The sequence below is a fragment of the Cellulomonas sp. ES6 genome (assembly GCF_030053835.1).
GTDB lineage: Bacteria > Actinomycetota > Actinomycetes > Actinomycetales > Cellulomonadaceae > Cellulomonas.
This window is the reverse complement of record NZ_CP125655.1, coordinates 147,640-163,163: the sequence shown is the minus strand read 5'-3', so window position 1 is coordinate 163,163 and position 15,524 is coordinate 147,640. Positions and strand designations below refer to the sequence as shown.

At 74.7% G+C, this 15,524-nt stretch carries 11 protein-coding genes; 1 reads left to right on the top strand and 10 read right to left on the bottom strand.

Going from position 1 to position 15,524, the window contains the following annotated elements:
* Positions 1-37 precede the first annotated feature (37 nt).
* From P9841_RS00705 to P9841_RS00695, 3 genes are all read right to left on the bottom strand, one after another.
* Positions 38-679 carry a nucleoside/nucleotide kinase family protein gene (locus tag P9841_RS00705; protein WP_283320221.1) on the bottom strand — a complete coding sequence of 214 codons (642 nt, stop codon included), beginning with the start codon at positions 677-679 and terminating at the stop codon, positions 38-40.
* A 41-nt stretch (positions 680-720) separates the two neighbouring features.
* On the bottom strand, positions 721-1,227 hold the full coding sequence (locus P9841_RS00700) for a mycothiol transferase (RefSeq protein WP_283320220.1): 507 nt from the start codon (positions 1,225-1,227) through the stop codon (positions 721-723).
* A 91-nt stretch (positions 1,228-1,318) separates the two neighbouring features.
* Positions 1,319-1,945: an SRPBCC family protein gene (locus P9841_RS00695; protein WP_283320219.1), complete on the bottom strand. Its 627-nt coding sequence runs from the start codon at positions 1,943-1,945 to the stop codon at positions 1,319-1,321.
* 211 nt (positions 1,946-2,156) lie between these two features.
* Between P9841_RS00695 and P9841_RS00690 the strand changes: the two genes are divergently transcribed.
* Positions 2,157-2,825, top strand: coding sequence for a M15 family metallopeptidase (locus tag P9841_RS00690; protein WP_283320218.1), 669 nt, complete (start codon positions 2,157-2,159; stop codon positions 2,823-2,825).
* A gap of 80 nt (positions 2,826-2,905) precedes the next feature.
* Here P9841_RS00690 and pyk read toward each other — a convergent pair whose 3' ends face one another.
* The 7 genes from pyk to trpB form a co-directional block, all read right to left on the bottom strand.
* Positions 2,906-4,336 carry a pyruvate kinase gene (pyk, locus tag P9841_RS00685; protein ID WP_283320217.1) on the bottom strand — a complete coding sequence of 477 codons (1,431 nt, stop codon included), beginning with the start codon at positions 4,334-4,336 and terminating at the stop codon, positions 2,906-2,908.
* Between the two features lie 87 nt (positions 4,337-4,423).
* A complete protein-coding gene (locus tag P9841_RS00680; RefSeq protein ID WP_283320216.1) occupies positions 4,424-5,896 on the bottom strand; it encodes a glutamate synthase subunit beta in 1,473 nt (490 codons plus the stop codon).
* Positions 5,897-6,109: 213 nt separating this feature from the next.
* The gene (locus tag P9841_RS00675; RefSeq protein ID WP_283320215.1) at positions 6,110-7,591 is read right to left on the bottom strand and encodes a glutamate synthase subunit beta; all 1,482 of its coding nucleotides are present in this window, start codon (positions 7,589-7,591) and stop codon (positions 6,110-6,112) included.
* Positions 7,584-12,167 (bottom strand): glutamate synthase large subunit, encoded by a 4,584-nt coding sequence (gltB, locus tag P9841_RS00670; protein WP_283320214.1) that lies wholly within the window; start codon positions 12,165-12,167, stop codon positions 7,584-7,586. The genes P9841_RS00675 and gltB overlap by 8 nt, the downstream gene beginning before the upstream one ends.
* Positions 12,168-12,318: 151 nt before the next feature.
* On the bottom strand, positions 12,319-13,209 hold the full coding sequence (lgt, locus tag P9841_RS00665) for a prolipoprotein diacylglyceryl transferase (RefSeq protein ID WP_459349068.1): 891 nt from the start codon (positions 13,207-13,209) through the stop codon (positions 12,319-12,321).
* A 180-nt stretch (positions 13,210-13,389) separates the two neighbouring features.
* A complete protein-coding gene (trpA, locus tag P9841_RS00660) occupies positions 13,390-14,208 on the bottom strand; it encodes a tryptophan synthase subunit alpha (RefSeq protein WP_459349064.1) in 819 nt (272 codons plus the stop codon).
* Positions 14,205-15,479 (bottom strand): tryptophan synthase subunit beta, encoded by a 1,275-nt coding sequence (trpB, locus tag P9841_RS00655; RefSeq protein ID WP_283322036.1) that lies wholly within the window; start codon positions 15,477-15,479, stop codon positions 14,205-14,207. The genes trpA and trpB overlap by 4 nt, the downstream gene beginning before the upstream one ends.
* Positions 15,480-15,524 lie beyond the last annotated feature (45 nt).

Here is a 15,524-nt window from a genome sequence, read left to right as displayed (position 1 = left end):
GACGAGCGCTGCCACGGACCTCCGGCCCCGGCGCCGCTCAGCGCTCGACGACCCAGCCGGGCCGCCTCGGGTCGTCGACGCGCACGACCACGTCCGCGGTGCCCTCCGGGTCCGCCTCCGTGCGGTACCGCTCCTCCGCGGCCAGGCGCCACGCGTCCTGCGGCGGTGTCAGCCGGGCCAGGGTGGCGGGACGGACGGCGAGGTGCACGGTCAGGTCGGCCGGCAGCCGCCGCCCGAGCAGCAGGCCGCCGTGCAGCAGCAGCACCGATCCCGCGGGGGCCGCGGTGCGCCGGGCGCGCGCCGAGCGGTCGCGGGCGGCGTCGCGCAGCGCGGGCAGGTAGGTCCCGTCGCCGTCCGGGCCGAGCGGGTGCAGCACCTCCCGGACCAGCGCGGCGTCGTCGAGCGCGTCGTCGAGCAGCGCGTCCGGGTCCGTGCGGCCCTGCTCGAGGCGGACCCCGGCGGGACGGAGGAAGTCGGCCGCCGCCACGACGACCACCGCGTGCCCGCGGGCCCGCAACGGGTCGACCAGCGCCTCCGCCAGGTCACCCGGGAGGGTGGGCGGTGCGCCGTCGAGGACGACCCGCCACCGCCGTCCGGGCGCCGCACCCGCCAGGTCGGCGTCGACGCGGTCGGTGAGGCGCCGGACGACGACCTCGGGGCTGACGGGCTCGACGCGCACGGGTCGGCGGGGTCGGTGCGGGTGCTCGGGGCGCGCGGCGGTCAGCGCCCGGTGACGACGCCGCGCACGTACGCCGCCTGCCCGGCGTGCTCGAGCACGTCCCCCAGGACGCTGACGAGCCGGACGCCGACCGTCACCGGCGGGTCCCAGCGCTCGTCGACCACGCGGGCGAGGTCGGCGTCCTCGAGGGTCGCCAGGTAGGCGTCGGTCGCGGCGCGCGTCGCGTCGGCGTACTCCCCCAGCAGCGACGCGTCCGCGCGCACCTGCGCGACCTCGTCCGGCGACTGCCCGTACCCGGTGGCACCGCGGTCGAACGGCAGCGCGAACCGGTCGGCGAAGCCCTGCGCGTGCCAGACCTGCTCGGTCCCGGCGAGGTCGGCGACCTGGGCGTCCTCCACGCGTGCCAGGTGCCACACCAGCCAGGCGATCGTGTTGGCCTCCGGGCCGAGGCGGGCGGTGAGCTCCTGCTCCCCCAGGCCGTCCAGCACGCCGTGCACCAGCCCGCCGATCCGGCCGAACCCGTCGGTCAGCACCCCGATCCCGTCCACGCCCGCTCCCGTCGTCCGTCCGTCCCGCGGGACCCGTGCACCCGGGCGCCGGTCCCGTCCTCCCGACGCTATGCCGTGGTGGCCGACCGCGCTACGCGGCACGCTCCGCGCGGTCGCGGACGCCCCGCAGCATCCGCTCGGACATCACGGTGCTGAGCACCGACACCACCTCGACCAGCGGCCGGGCCGCGGGTGTGCGGCAGAGGTACCGCTCGCGCACGACCAGGCGCGTCGTGCCGGCCTCGGGCCCGGGCCGGAGCACGAACGCCCACGTGAAGTCGTAGGGCACCGCGGCGGGACCGCCCTGCGGCGCGGTGCCGGCGAGCACCAGGGCGCGCTCGGGCTCGAGCACGCGCACCTCGAGCCCCACCTGCGGCGCGAGGTGCACCGCGTCGCCCACGGCGAGGCCCTGCCACTGCGGCTCCACACGCTCCGCCGAGTGGATGCCGAGCCCGATGAGGTTCTCGAGCGCGTCGTAGGAGTAGAAGCCGCCACGCCCCCAGCCGAGCTGCACCAGCCACGGCCACACGCGCCCGGGCGGCGCGGCGACGGTGATCGCCCGCGTCGCGGTGAGGTCGGACCGCACGAGCAGGCCGTCGCCCGGGAGGTCCACGGCGCGCTCGACCTGCGTCGCACCCCAGTGGAGCGCCCGGTGCCGCACGACCGCGGCCCCCGCGACGACCCCGATCCCGGCCAGCACCCGCCGCGCACGTGTCATGCCCGCCACTCCACCAGCCGGCGGGGCGTCCCACCAGGGCCGTCGGTCCCGGGCTCCCGTGCGCCGCTGCGGCCTGCCACCGGCGTGGCAGGTGGACCCCGTCCACCCCCGCCCGCCGAGCACGATGGAGGCGGCCGCACGCGCCCGACCGCCCCGACGGCGCCCGTGACGCGGCCGGCCACGCCACCCGCGACCAGCCCCCGGAGCGCCCGTGCCCTCGTCCCCCGTCACCGCGACCTCCGCCGGTGCGGCACCGCCGCCGCCCTCACCCTCGCCGCGCGCGCCCGCCCGGCGCCGGGCACGCCACGTCCCCGACCCCCGGCGCGGGCCGGGCGTGGTGCTCGCGGTCGCCGGGATCGCGTTGGCGCTCCTGGCCGGTGCGGCCGTCGGCGTCCGGGTGCTCGGTCGCCCGCCGGTCCTCGGGACCGGCCCGACGACGGCCAACGGCTGGCCCGCGATCGGCGAGGCGCACGACCGCCGGCTGACGCCGTTCGCCTGGGTCACGGGACGCGTGCGCGCCGGCGACGTCGACGTCGTCCTCATCCACGTGGCGGACCGCTTCAACGACGAGGTGGAGCCGATCGACCGCGCGACCTCGTGGGGCTGGGCGGCCGCGGAGCAGCGCGAGGACGGCGACCCGCTGTCCAACCACGCCTCGGGCACGGCGGTCGACTTCAACGCGACGGCGCACCCGGAGGGCGAGTCCGGCACGTTCACCGAGGCCCAGGTCGCCACGGTGCGGGACATCCTCGCCGAGTTCGCGCCGGTGGTGGCGTGGGGTGGCGACTTCGACCGGCCCGACGAGACGCACTTCGAGATCGTCGGCACGCCGCAGGAGGTCGCCGCGGTCGCCGAGCGCCTCATGGCAGCGCGGCCCTGATCGGCCCTCGCCGGGGCCCGGACGCGCCGAGGGCCCCGCAGCACGCGGCTGCGGGGCCCTCGGCGGGTGCGACGGTGACGTCAGGCGATGCGGCCCGCGGCCTCGTCGCCGATCTTGTGCACGACGACCGTGTTGGTCGACCCGACGACGCCGACCGGGGTGCCGGCGACGACGACGACGTAGTCGCCGACCTCGGCCAGGCCCTGGGCGCGCAGGGTGGACTCGACCTGCTGCACCATCGCGTCGGTGTGCTCGACCTGCGGGACCTCGTAGGTCTGCACGCCCCAGCTCAGCGACAGGATGTTGCGCACCGCGGCCTTCGGGGTGAAGGCGAGCAGCGGGATCGGCGAGCGCAGGCGCGACATGCGGCGCGCCGAGTCACCGGACTGCGTGAACGTGACGAGGTACTTCACGCCGAGCGTCTCGCCGATCTCGGCCGCCGCGCGGGTGATCGCGCCACCGCGGGTGTGCGGGGTCGAGCCGAGCGGGGCGATGCGCTCCCGGCCGAGCTCCTCGGTCGCCTCGATGATCCGGGCCATGGTGCGGACCGTCTCGATCGGGTACTCGCCGACGCTGGTCTCGCCGGACAGCATGACCGCGTCCGCGCCGTCGAGCACCGCGTTGGCGCAGTCCGAGGTCTCGGCACGCGTCGGGCGCGGGTTGTTCGTCATCGACTCGAGCACCTGCGTGGCGACGATGACCGGCTTGGCGTTGCGGCGGGCCAGCTCGACGGCGCGCTTCTGGACCAGCGGGACCTGCTCCAGCGGGAGCTCCACGCCGAGGTCGCCGCGGGCGACCATGATGCCGTCGAACGCGTCGACGATCTCGGCCAGGTTCTCGACGGCCTGCGGCTTCTCGACCTTGGCGATGACCGGGACGACCCGGCCCTCCTCCTCCATGATCCGGCGCACGTCGTCGTAGTCGGCGGCGTTGCGGACGAAGGACAGGGCGATGATGTCGGCGCCGGTGCGCAGGGCCCAGCGCAGGTCCTCCTCGTCCTTCTCGCTCATCGCGGGGACGGAGACGGCAACGCCCGGCAGGTTGATGCCCTTGTTGTTGGAGACCGGGCCGCCGACCTCGACGCGGGTGACCACGCGCGGGCCCTCGACGGCGGTGACGCGCACCAGCACGCGGCCGTCGTCGATGAGCAGCGGGTCGCCGACGCGGGCGTCGTCCGCGAGGCCCTTGTGGGTCGTGGAGACGAGCTCCTTGGTGCCCGGCACGTCCTCGGTGGTGATCGTGAAGACGTCACCCTCGGCGAGCTCGTGCTTGCCCTCGACGAAGCGGCCGAGGCGGATCTTCGGGCCCTGCAGGTCGACCAGGACGGCCACCGACCGGCCCGACGCCTTCGCGGCGGCGCGCACGTTGTCGTACACGCGCTTGTGCACCTCGGTGTCGCCGTGGCTGCGGTTCAGCCGCGCGACGTCCATGCCGGCGTCCACCAGGGCCTGGATCTGCTCGGCGGACTCCGTGGCGGGGCCGATGGTGCAGACGATCTTCGCTCTACGCATGGGGAAAGCCTAGGCCTTTCGTGGATGGCGGTTCGGACCGAACGTCCTGCTGGGCACGGAGCGGCCCGGACGTACGCGGGTGGTGGGTCACGGCCGCATCGCAGCCGTGCTCGCGGTCACCGGAGCGGGCAGCGCGGTACTGCCGGACAGGTAGGAGTCTACGGCCGCCGCAGCGGCACGGCCCTCAGCCACGGCCCACACCACGAGGGACTGCCCGCGGCCTGCGTCACCGGCGACGTAGACACCCGGGACCTTGGTCCTGAAGTCGTCGCGGCGCTCGACCGTCCCCCGCGGGCCGGTCGCGAGGCCGAGCTGCTCCAGGAGCGGCCCCTGCTCCGGCCCGGTGAAGCCGAGGGCGAGCAGCACCAGCTGGGCCGGGACCTCCCGCTCCGTGCCGGGCACGGGCACCGGGCGGCCGTCCTCGAGGCGGACCTCGGCGAGACGCAGCGCCCGCACGTGCCCGGCGTCGTCCCCGAGCAGCGCCGTGGTCGCGGCGGCGAACTCCCGCTCGCCGCCCTCCTCGTGCGCCGACGACACCTTGAACAGCACCGGCCACAGCGGCCACGGCTGCTCGGGCGACCGCTCGGCGGGCGGGGCCGGCATGATCTCGAGCTGCGTGACCGACCGGGCGCCCTGGCGCAGCGCCGTGCCGAGGCAGTCCGCGCCGGTGTCGCCGCCGCCCACGACCACCACGTCGAGCCCGGTCGCGAGCACCTGGCCGGGCGCGGGCAGGCCGACCGCGGCCCGGTTGGCGGGCACCAGGTAGTCCATCGCGGGCAGCACGCCGGCCAGGTCGCGCCCCGGTACCGGCAGGTCGCGCGGGACGGTGGACCCGACGCACAGCAGCACGGCGTCGTACCGGTCCCGCAGCTCCTCGCCGGAGACGTCGGCGCCGACCTCGACGCCGCACCGGAACCGGGTCCCCTCGGCGGTCATCTGGGCGATGCGCCGGTCCAGCACGGCCTTCTCGAGCTTGTACTCGGGGATGCCGTACCGCAGCAGGCCGCCGGGCGCGTCCGCGCGCTCGTACACCGCCACCGTGTGCCCGGCGCGCGTGAGCTGCTGCGCCGCGGCCAGGCCGGCGGGGCCGGAGCCGACGACGGCCACGGTCTGGCCGGTGAGCCACTGCGGCACCTGCGGCTCCACGAGCCCGCGAGCGAAGCCCTCCTCGGCGATCGCCAGCTCGATCTCGCGGATCGTCACCGCCTCCTGGTTGAGGCCCAGCACGCAGGACGCCTCGCACAGCGCCGGGCACACCCGCCCGGTGATCTCCGGGAAGCTGTTCGTCGCGTGCATCCGCTCGACGGCGTCGCCCCACTGGCCCCGCCACACCAGGTCGTTCCACTCCGGCATGAGGTTGCCGAGCGGGCACGCGTGGTGGCAGAACGGGACGCCGCAGTCCATGCACCGCGACGACTGCCGGTGCAGCCGCTCCAGGTCCTCCGGGTGGCCGGCGCGGTGCGCGTGGACCTCGCGCCAGTCCAGGAGCCGCAGCGCCACGGGACGGTTCGCGGGCAGCTCGCGCGAGCGGTGGGCGAGGAAGCCCCGGGGGTCGGCCATGGTGCCCGAACCTACGGCTCCGCGCGGGCCCCGGACTGGACCGAACGTCCCGCCTCCCGGCCCGACCCGTGGACCGTGCCGTCCCGCATCACGGACGCGGCGGGTCGCCGCGGGCACGACCGCGACGCCGGCGCGACCGCCGCACGCGCACGCGCGGCCCGGACACGACGGTGCCCGGGCGGGTCGCCCCGCCCGGGCACCGTCGGCACCGTCTCAGGCGCGCAGCGCGACCGTCCCCGCCGTCACCGGCGCGGGCAGCTCGGTCGACCCGCCGAGGTAGGTGTCGACCGCCGCGGCGGCCGCGCGGCCCTCGGCGATCGCCCACACGATGAGCGACTGGCCGCGGCCCGCGTCGCCGGCCACGAACACGCCGGGCACGGACGTCGCGAAGTCGTCCGTGCGCGCCACCGTGCCGCGCGCGGTGAGGTCGACGCCGGCCTGCTCGACGAGCTCCTGCGTCTCCGGGCCCGTGAAGCCCATGGCGATGAGCACCAGGTCCGCCGGCACGTCGCGCTCCGTTCCCGGGGTGGGGACGCGGCGGCCGTCGGGCAGGTACTCGGTCGTCGCGAGCCGCAGGTGCGTGACCCGGCCCTCGTCGTCGCCGACGAACGCCACGGTCGACGCCAGGTACGCGCGCTCGCCGCCCTCCTCGTGCGAGGACGACACCTCGAACAGCACCGGGTCGGTCGGCCACGGCTGGTTCGCCGGGCGCTCCACCGGGGGCTGCTTGCCGATCGCCAGGGTCGTGACCGACGCGGCACCCTGCCGCAGCGCGGTGCCGACGCAGTCGGAGCCGGTGTCGCCGCCGCCGATGACCACCACGTGCTTGCCGCGCGCGTCGATCGGGTCCGGCACCGCCTTGCCCGCCACCTGGGCGTTCGAGCGGTGCAGGTACTCCATCGCCGGGTGGATGCCCGCCAGCTCGCGGCCCGGCAGCGGCAGCTCGCGCGGCACGGTCGCGCCGGTGGCGACCACCACGGCGTCGTACCGGGCACGCAGCTGCTCCCAGGTGATGTCGCGGCCGATCGCCACGTTCGGGCGGAAGCGGGTGCCCTCCGCCGCCATCTGCTCGAGGCGGCGGTCGATGTGCCGCTTCTCGAGCTTGAAGTCCGGCACGCCGTACCGCAGCAGACCGCCGATCGCGTCGTCCCGCTCGTACACCGCCACGGTGTGCCCGGCGCGCGTCAACTGCTGGGCGGCCGCCAGACCGGCGGGGCCGGAGCCCACGACGGCGACGGTGTGCCCGGAGAGGCGCTGCGGCACCTGCGGCTGCACGAGCCCGCGGTCGAAGGCCTCGTCGATGATCGAGACCTCGATGTTCTTGATCGTCACCGCGGGCTGGTTGATCCCCAGCACGCACGCCGACTCGCACGGGGCCGGGCAGATCCGGCCCGTGAACTCCGGGAAGTTGTTCGTCGCGTGCAGGCGCTCGATCGCGTCGCCCCACTGGCCGCGCCACACCAGGTCGTTCCACTCGGGGATGAGGTTCCCGAGCGGGCAGCCGTTGTGGCAGAACGGCACGCCGCAGTCCATGCAGCGCCCGGCCTGCCGGTGCAGCAGGGTCGCGGACTGCGGGTCGTCGGCGACGCTGCGGTGCTCGTGCACCTCGCGCCAGTCCATGAGCCGCAGGGGCACCGGACGGTTGGCGGGCAGCTCGCGCTCCCGCACCTTCAGAAACCCACGGGGGTCAGCCACGTGCCACCTCCAGGATGCCCTCCCACACGCCGGGGGCGCTCGGGTCCAGCCCGTCCGCCTCGGCCTTCGCCAGTGCCGCGCGCACGCGGGCGTACTCGGTCGGCTGCACCCGGGTGAACCGGGCGCGCGCCGTGCCGCCGTCGCCGGACCAGTCGGCGAGCAGCTCCGCCGCGACCCGCGAGCCCGTCTCGTCCGCGTGCCGCCGCAGCAGCGCCAGCACGACCTGCGCGTCCTCGTCGTCGAGCGGCGCCAGGCCGAGCTCGCCCGAGGCGACACCCTGCACGTTGACGCGCTCCGGCTTGAGGTCCAGCACGTACGCCGTGCCGCCGGACATGCCGGCCGCGAAGTTGCGCCCCGTCCGTCCGAGCACCACGACGGTGCCGCCGGTCATGTACTCGCAGCCGTGGTCCCCCACGCCCTCGACGACCAGCGTCGCGCCGGAGTTCCGCACGCCGAACCGCTCGCCGACCACGCCGCGGAGGAACAGCTCGCCCGAGGTCGCGCCGTAGCCGATGACGTTGCCGGCGATGACGTTGTGCTCGCCGCTGAGGACGGCGTTGCGGTCGGGCCGCACGACGACCCGGCCGCCCGACAGGCCCTTGCCGACGTAGTCGTTCGCGTCGCCCTCGAGCCGCAGCGTGATGCCGCGCGGCAGGAACGCCCCGAACGACTGCCCCGCCGAGCCCGTCAGCACGACCTCGATCGTGTCGTCCGGCAGGCCCTCGCCGCCGTAGCGCCGCGTGACCTCGTGGCCGAGCATCGTGCCGACCGTCCGGTTGACGTTGCGCACCGGCAGCTCGATGCGCACCGGGCGGGCGTCCTCCAGGGCCGGCCCCGCCATCGCGATGAACTGGTTGTCCAGGGCGCGGTCCAGGCCGTGGTCCTGGTCGTGCACGTGGTGCAGCGACGACCCCGGGACGGGCTCCGGCTGCGCGAGCACGGGCGCGAGGTCCAGGCCCTGCGCCTTCCAGTGGTCCACGGCCTTGCGGGTGTCGAGCAGCTCGACGTGGCCGACGGCCTCCTCGATGCTGCGGAACCCGAGCCCGGCCAGGATCTCCCGGACCTCCTGGGCGATGAACTCGAAGAACGTGACGACGAACTCCGGCTTGCCGGTGAACCGGGAGCGCAGCTCCGGGTTCTGCGTCGCGACGCCCACCGGGCAGGTGTCCTGGTGGCAGACGCGCATCATGATGCAGCCCGAGACCACGAGCGGCGCGGTCGCGAAGCCGAACTCCTCCGCGCCGAGCAGCGCACCGATGACGACGTCCCGGCCCGTCTTGAGCTGGCCGTCCACCTGCACGACCACCCGGTCGCGCAGGTTGTTGAGCACGAGCGTCTGCTGGGTCTCGGCCAGGCCGATCTCCCAGGGCGTGCCGGCGTGCTTGAGGCTCGTCAGCGGCGAGGCGCCGGTGCCGCCGTCGTGGCCCGAGATGAGCACGACGTCGGAGTGCGCCTTGGCCACGCCCGCCGCCACGGTGCCGACGCCGAACTCGCTGACGAGCTTGGTGTGGATCCGCGCCCGCGGGTTCGCGTTCTTGGCGTCGTGGATGAGCTGCGCCAGGTCCTCGATCGAGTAGATGTCGTGGTGCGGCGGCGGCGAGATGAGGCCGACGCCCGGCGTCGAGTGCCGGGTCCGCGCGACCCACGGGTACACCTTCGGGCCGGGCAGCTGGCCGCCCTCGCCCGGCTTGGCGCCCTGGGCGAGCTTGATCTGGATGTCGTCCGCGAACGTCAGGTACTCCGACGTCACGCCGAACCGGCCCGACGCGATCTGCTTGATCGCGGAGCGGCGCTCCGGGTCGTGCAGGCGCTCCGGGTCCTCGCCGCCCTCGCCGGTGTTCGACTTGGCGCCGAGCCGGTTCATCGCGATCGCGAGGGTCTCGTGGGCCTCCATCGAGATGGAGCCGTAGGACATCGCGCCCGTGCTGAACCGCTTGACGATCTCGCTGACCGGCTCGACCTCGTCGACCGGGACCGGGGGGCGCTCGCCGTCCTTGAGCTCGAGCAGCCCGCGCAGCGTCATGAGCCGCTGCGACTGCTCGTTCACGCGGTGGGTGTACGACCGGAACACGTCCATCTGCCGCGTGCGGGTGGAGTGCTGCAGCCGGAACACGGTCTCCGGGTCGAACAGGTGGTCCTCGCCGTCGCGGCGCCACTGGTACTCGCCGCCGGTCGCGAGCCGGCGGTGGGCCAGCCGGTTGCCGTTCGCCGGGTACGCGTCGGCGTGCCGCGCGGCGACCTCGGCCGCGATGACGTCCAGGCCGATGCCCCCGAGCCGGCTGGTGGTGCCGGTGAAGTACCGGTCGACCAGCGCGTGCGACAGGCCGATCGCCTCGAACACCTGCGCCCCGCGGTAGGACGCGATGGTCGAGATGCCCATCTTCGACATGACCTTCAGGACGCCCTTGCCGAGCGCCTTGATGAGGTTCTTCACCGCCTGCTCGGGGCTCACGCCCGGCAGGTAGCCGTTCGCCGCGAGGTCCTCGACGGACTCCATGGCCAGGTACGGGTTGACCGCCGCCGCGCCGTAGCCGATCAGCAGCGCGACGTGGTGCACCTCGCGGACGTCACCGGCCTCGACGACGAGCGACACCTGGGTGCGGGTGTGCCGGCGCAGCAGGTGGTGGTGCACCGCGGACAGCAGCAGCAGCGACGGGATCGGCGCGCGGTCGGCGTCGGAGTCGCGGTCGGACAGCACCAGGAAGCTCACGCCGTCGGCGATGGCCTGGTCGCACTCCGCGAAGATCTCCTCGAGGCGCTGCTCGAGCGCCTCGCCGCCGCCGGACGCCGCGTACAGGCCGCGCACGATCGTCGCGCGGAAGATCCCGGCCATCGCCGGGTCCTTGTCGATCTTGACGATCTTCGCCAGGCCGTCGTTGTCGAGCACCGGGAACGGCAGCACGAGCTTGCGGGCGTGCAGCGGGGTGTCCTCGAGCAGGTTCGGCTCCGGGCCGATCGCCCCGCCGATGGAGGTCACCAGCTCCTCGCGGATCGCGTCCAGCGGCGGGTTCGTCACCTGCGCGAACATCTGCGTGAAGTAGTCGAACAGCATGCGCGGCCGCTGCGACAGGACCGCGACGGGGGTGTCGGAGCCCATCGCGCCCAGCGGCTCGGCGCCCGTGGCGCCCATGGGCGTCAGGAGGATCTTCAGCTCCTCCTCCGTGTACCCGAACGTGCGCTGGCGCCGGCGGACGGAGGCCGACGAGTGCGCGATGTGCTCCCGCTCCGGCAGCTGCTCCAGGTAGACGGAGTTCTCGCGGACCCACTCGGCGTACGGGCGCTGGGCGGCGAGCTGGGCCTTGATCTCCTCGTCCTCGACGATCCGGCCCTGGCCGGTGTCGACGAGGAACATGCGCCCCGGCTCCAGCCGGCCCTTGCGCACGACCGTCGCCGGGTCGAGGTCCAGGACGCCGGCCTCCGACGCCATGACGACGAGCCCGTCCTCGGTGACCCAGAACCGCCCCGGGCGCAGGCCGTTGCGGTCCTGCACGGAGCCGATCAGCGTGCCGTCCGTGAACGTCATCGCCGCCGGGCCGTCCCACGGCTCCATGAGGCTCGCGTGGTACTCGTAGAACGCGCGGCGCGCGGGATCCATCTGGGCGTGGTTCTCCCACGCCTCCGGGATCATCATCATGATCGCGTGCGGCAGCGACCGGCCGGCCAGGTGCAGCAGCTCGAGCACCTCGTCGAACGAGCCGGAGTCCGACCCGCCCGGCGTGCACACGGGCAGCAGCGGCGTCAGGTCGCCCAGCAGCTCGGAGCGCAGCATCCCCTCGCGGGCGGCCACCCAGTTGCGGTTGCCGCGCACGGTGTTGATCTCGCCGTTGTGGGCGACCATCCGGAACGGCTGCGCCAGCGGCCACGACGGGAACGTGTTGGTGGAGAACCGCGAGTGGACCAGCGCGAGCTCGGAGGCGTACCGCGGGTCCGACAGGTCGGCGAAGAACGGCTCGAGCTGCCCGGTGGTGAGCATGCCCTTGTAGGTGAGCGTGCGGGCGGACAGCGACGCGAAGTACACGCCCAGCTCGCGCTCGGCGCGCTTGCGGAGCCGGAACGCCCGGCGGTCCAGGTCGATCCCCGCGAGCTCGCGCGACGGGTCCGCCACGACGAGCTGGCGGAACACCGGCATGGCGGCACGGGCGGTCGGGCCGACGAGGTCCGCCGTCACCTGCACGTCGCGCCACGCGAGCACGTCGAGCTTCTCCTCCGCCGCGATCGCCTCGACGGCGCGCACCGCGACGGTCCGCTCCTCGTCGTCCTGCGGCAGGTACGCCATGCCGATCGCGTAGCGGCCGGCGGGCGGCAGCTCGGCGTCGACGACGTCGCGCAGGAACGCGTCGGGGATCTGCGTGAGGATGCCGGCGCCGTCGCCGCTGTTCTCCTCCGCGCCCACCGCACCGCGGTGGTCGAGGTTGAGCAGCGCGGTCAGCCCGGCGTCCACGATGTCGCGGCCGGGGGTGCCGCGCAGCGTCGCGACGAACGCGAACCCGCACGCGTCGTGCTCGGCGGCCGGGTCGTACAGACCCGGACGCGGCACGGCGGGGGAAGCACCGAGACGCAGTGGCGACGCGGCCATCAGCACCGTCCTCACGACCCGTGGGGGCCAGATAGAGCTTGGGGGGCTGGGACGTCATCGGCCCGGGCAACAGTGTGGCGACGATACCTGCCGGAAACACAGGCGCTCACATCGCGAGAAAGTGACGTGGGTCACACGGGCTGAGCCGCGGTCAGCGGGCGGTGCCGTGCTCCTCCACATCGGCGTCCTGCGTACCGGATCCGCGCAGGTCGGGTGTGGTCTCGCGTCCAGGATGACGACGTCCGACGACCACGAACGCTACCAGCGCGCCCAGCCCGACGATGATCGACGTCCACACGTTGAGCCGGAACGGGCCGATCATCTCCGCGGGGTCGATGCGCAGCAGCTCGATCCACAGCCGCCCCGTCGTGTAGACCACGACGTACAGCCAGAACACCCGGCCGTGACCGAGCCGGAACCGGCGGTCGAGCCAGATGAGCAGCGCCGCGCCGGCCAGGTTCCACAGCAGCTCGTACAGGAACGTCGGGTGGAACAGCGTGCCGGGCTCGTAGCCGGCGGGCAGGTGCGCGTCGTCGATCCGCAGGCCCCAGGGCAGCGTCGTCGGGCCGCCGAACAGCTCCTGGTTGAACCAGTTGCCGAGCCGCCCGATGGCCTGCGCGACCAGGAGGCCGGGAGCCAGCGCGTCCGCGAACACCGGGAACGACACGCCCTGCCGGCGGCAGCCGATGTACGCGCCGACCGCACCCAGCGCGATCGCCCCCCAGATGCCGAGGCCGCCCTCCCAGATCGCGAACGCCTTCCACGGGTCGCCGCCCGCCCCGAAGTACGCGTCCGGCGAGGAGACCACGTGGTACAGCCGGCCGCCGACGATGCCGAACGGGACCGCCCAGAACGCGATCTCGAGCACCTGGTCGGGGTCGCCGCCACGCTCCCTCCACCGCCGCTGGGTCAGCAGGACGGCCGCGACGATGCCGAGCAGGATCGCCAGGGCGTAGGCGCGCAGCGGCACCGGGCCGAGGTGCCAGACGCCCTGCGACGGGCTCGGGATCGCGGCCGGGAGGGCCGTGGCGAGGCTGAGGATCACGACGCGAGCCTAGGCCACGCCGCTGGGCGGTCGGCAGCGCGTCCGGCAGCGCCCGGGCGCGCGAGGTCGTCACGTCGGGCCGAGGTCGTCACGTGCACGTGACGACCTCGGCCGGGTGTGACGACCTCGGCGGGCGGCGCGGGACGGCGGGCGGCGCGGGTCGGCGGGCGGGGCCGGTCAGCGGGAGCGGCGGAGGCCGTCGGCCAGGCCGGACGCGACCGCCGCCAGGGCGTCGAGCCCCGCGCGCTCGTCGTCGGCGCCGGCCAGCGCCCGGACGAACGCCGAGCCGACGATGACGCCGTCCGCGTACCGCCCGATGTCCTGCGCCTGCTCCGGCCGGGACACGCCCAGGCCGACGCACACGTGGTCCGCGCCCGCCGCGCGGGTGTCCGCGACGAGCTGCTCCGCGCGGGCGCCGACCGTGGTCCGCTCCCCCGTCACGCCCATCGTGGACGCCGCGTACACGAACCCGCGCGACGCCGCGGCCGTCATCGCCAGGCGCTCGGGCGTGGACGACGGCGCGACGAGGAACACCCGGTCGAGGTCGTGCTCGCGCGAGGCGGCGATCCAGTCCTGACCCTCGTCGGGGATGAGGTCCGGCGTGATGAGCCCGGCCCCGCCGGCCGACGCGAGGTCGCGGGCGAGCGCGTCGACGCCGTAGCGCAGCACCGGGTTCCAGTACGTCATGACGAGCACGGGCGCGCCGGTGGCCGCGATCTGCTCGACGGCACCGAGGACGTCGCGCACCCGGGTGCCGCCGGCCAGCGCGTGGTCGACGGCGTGCTGGATGACGGGCCCGTCCATCACGGGGTCGGAGTACGGCAGGCCGAGCTCGACCACGTCGACGCCGGCCTCCACCATCGTGCGGGCGGCGGCGACGGAACCCGCGACGCTCGGGAAGCCGAGCGGCAGGTACCCGACGAGCGCGGCCCGGCCCTCGGCCTTCACGCGGTCCAGCGTCGCGGCCGTCCGCGAGGTCGTCGCCACGTCGCTCACAGCTGCTCTCCCTCGTCCGCCTGCACGACCGGCTTGTCCTCCAGCAGGTCGAACCACGCCGCCGCGGTCGCCACGTCCTTGTCGCCGCGCCCCGAGAGGTTCACCAGCAGGACGGGCTCGCGGCCGTCGGGCGTCTCCCAGCCCGCGACCTCCCGGCCGAGCTGGATCGCGCCCGCGAGGGCGTGCGCCGACTCGATCGCCGGGATGATGCCCTCGGTGCGGCACAGGAGCTGGAAGGCGTCCATCGCCTCGGCGTCGGTGACGGGCCGGTACTGCGCCCGGCCGATGTCGTGCAGCCACGCGTGCTCGGGACCGACGCTCGGGTAGTCCAGGCCCGCCGAGACCGAGTGGCTGGGCAGCGTCTGGCCGTCGTCGTCCTGGAGCAGGTACGACCTGGTGCCCTGGAGCACGCCCGGCGAGCCGCCGCTGAACCGGGACGCGTGACGCCCGGACGCGATGCCCTCGCCACCGGCCTCGAAGCCGAACAGCCGCACCGACGGGTCGTCGAGGAACGCGTTGAAGATGCCCATCGCGTTGGACCCGCCGCCCACGCAGGCCGCCACGGCGTCGGGCAGCCGGCCGATCTCCTCGGCGAGCTGGGCCTTCGCCTCCTCGCCGATGATCTTGTGGAAGTCGCGGACCATCTCGGGGAACGGGTGCGGGCCCGTCACGGTGCCGAGTAGGTAGTGCGTCGTCTCGACGTTCGCCACCCAGTCGCGCAGGGCCTCGTTGATCGCGTCCTTCAGGGTGCGCGACCCGATGGTCACCGGGACGACGGTCGCGCCGAGCAGCCGCATCCGGGCGACGTTGAGCGCCTGGCGCTGCGTGTCCTCCTCGCCCATGTAGACGACGCACTCGAGGTCGAGCAGCGCCGCCGCGGTGGCCGTGGCCACACCGTGCTGGCCCGCGCCGGTCTCCGCGATCACGCGCGTCTTGCCCATGCGCTTCACGAGCAGCGCCTGGCCGAGCACGTTGTTGATCTTGTGCGAGCCGGTGTGGTTGAGGTCCTCGCGCTTGAGGAACACCCGCACGCCCGGGGCGACGTGCTCCGCGAACCGCCTGACCTCGGTGAGCGGGCTCGGCCGCCCGGTGTACGTGCGGTGCAGCCGGGCGAGCTCCGCGCCGAACGACGGGTCCGCCAGCGCCTTGTGGAACTCCGTGTCGAGCTCGTCGAGCGCCGCGACCAGCGCCTCCGGGACGAACCGGCCACCGAAGTCACCGAAGTACGGGCCCGTGTGGGTGCCGAGCGGCCCCCCGGGCGTCTCCCCCACCAGGGGGACCTGCGGACCCTGCCGACCCGTGGTCACTCGCTGCTC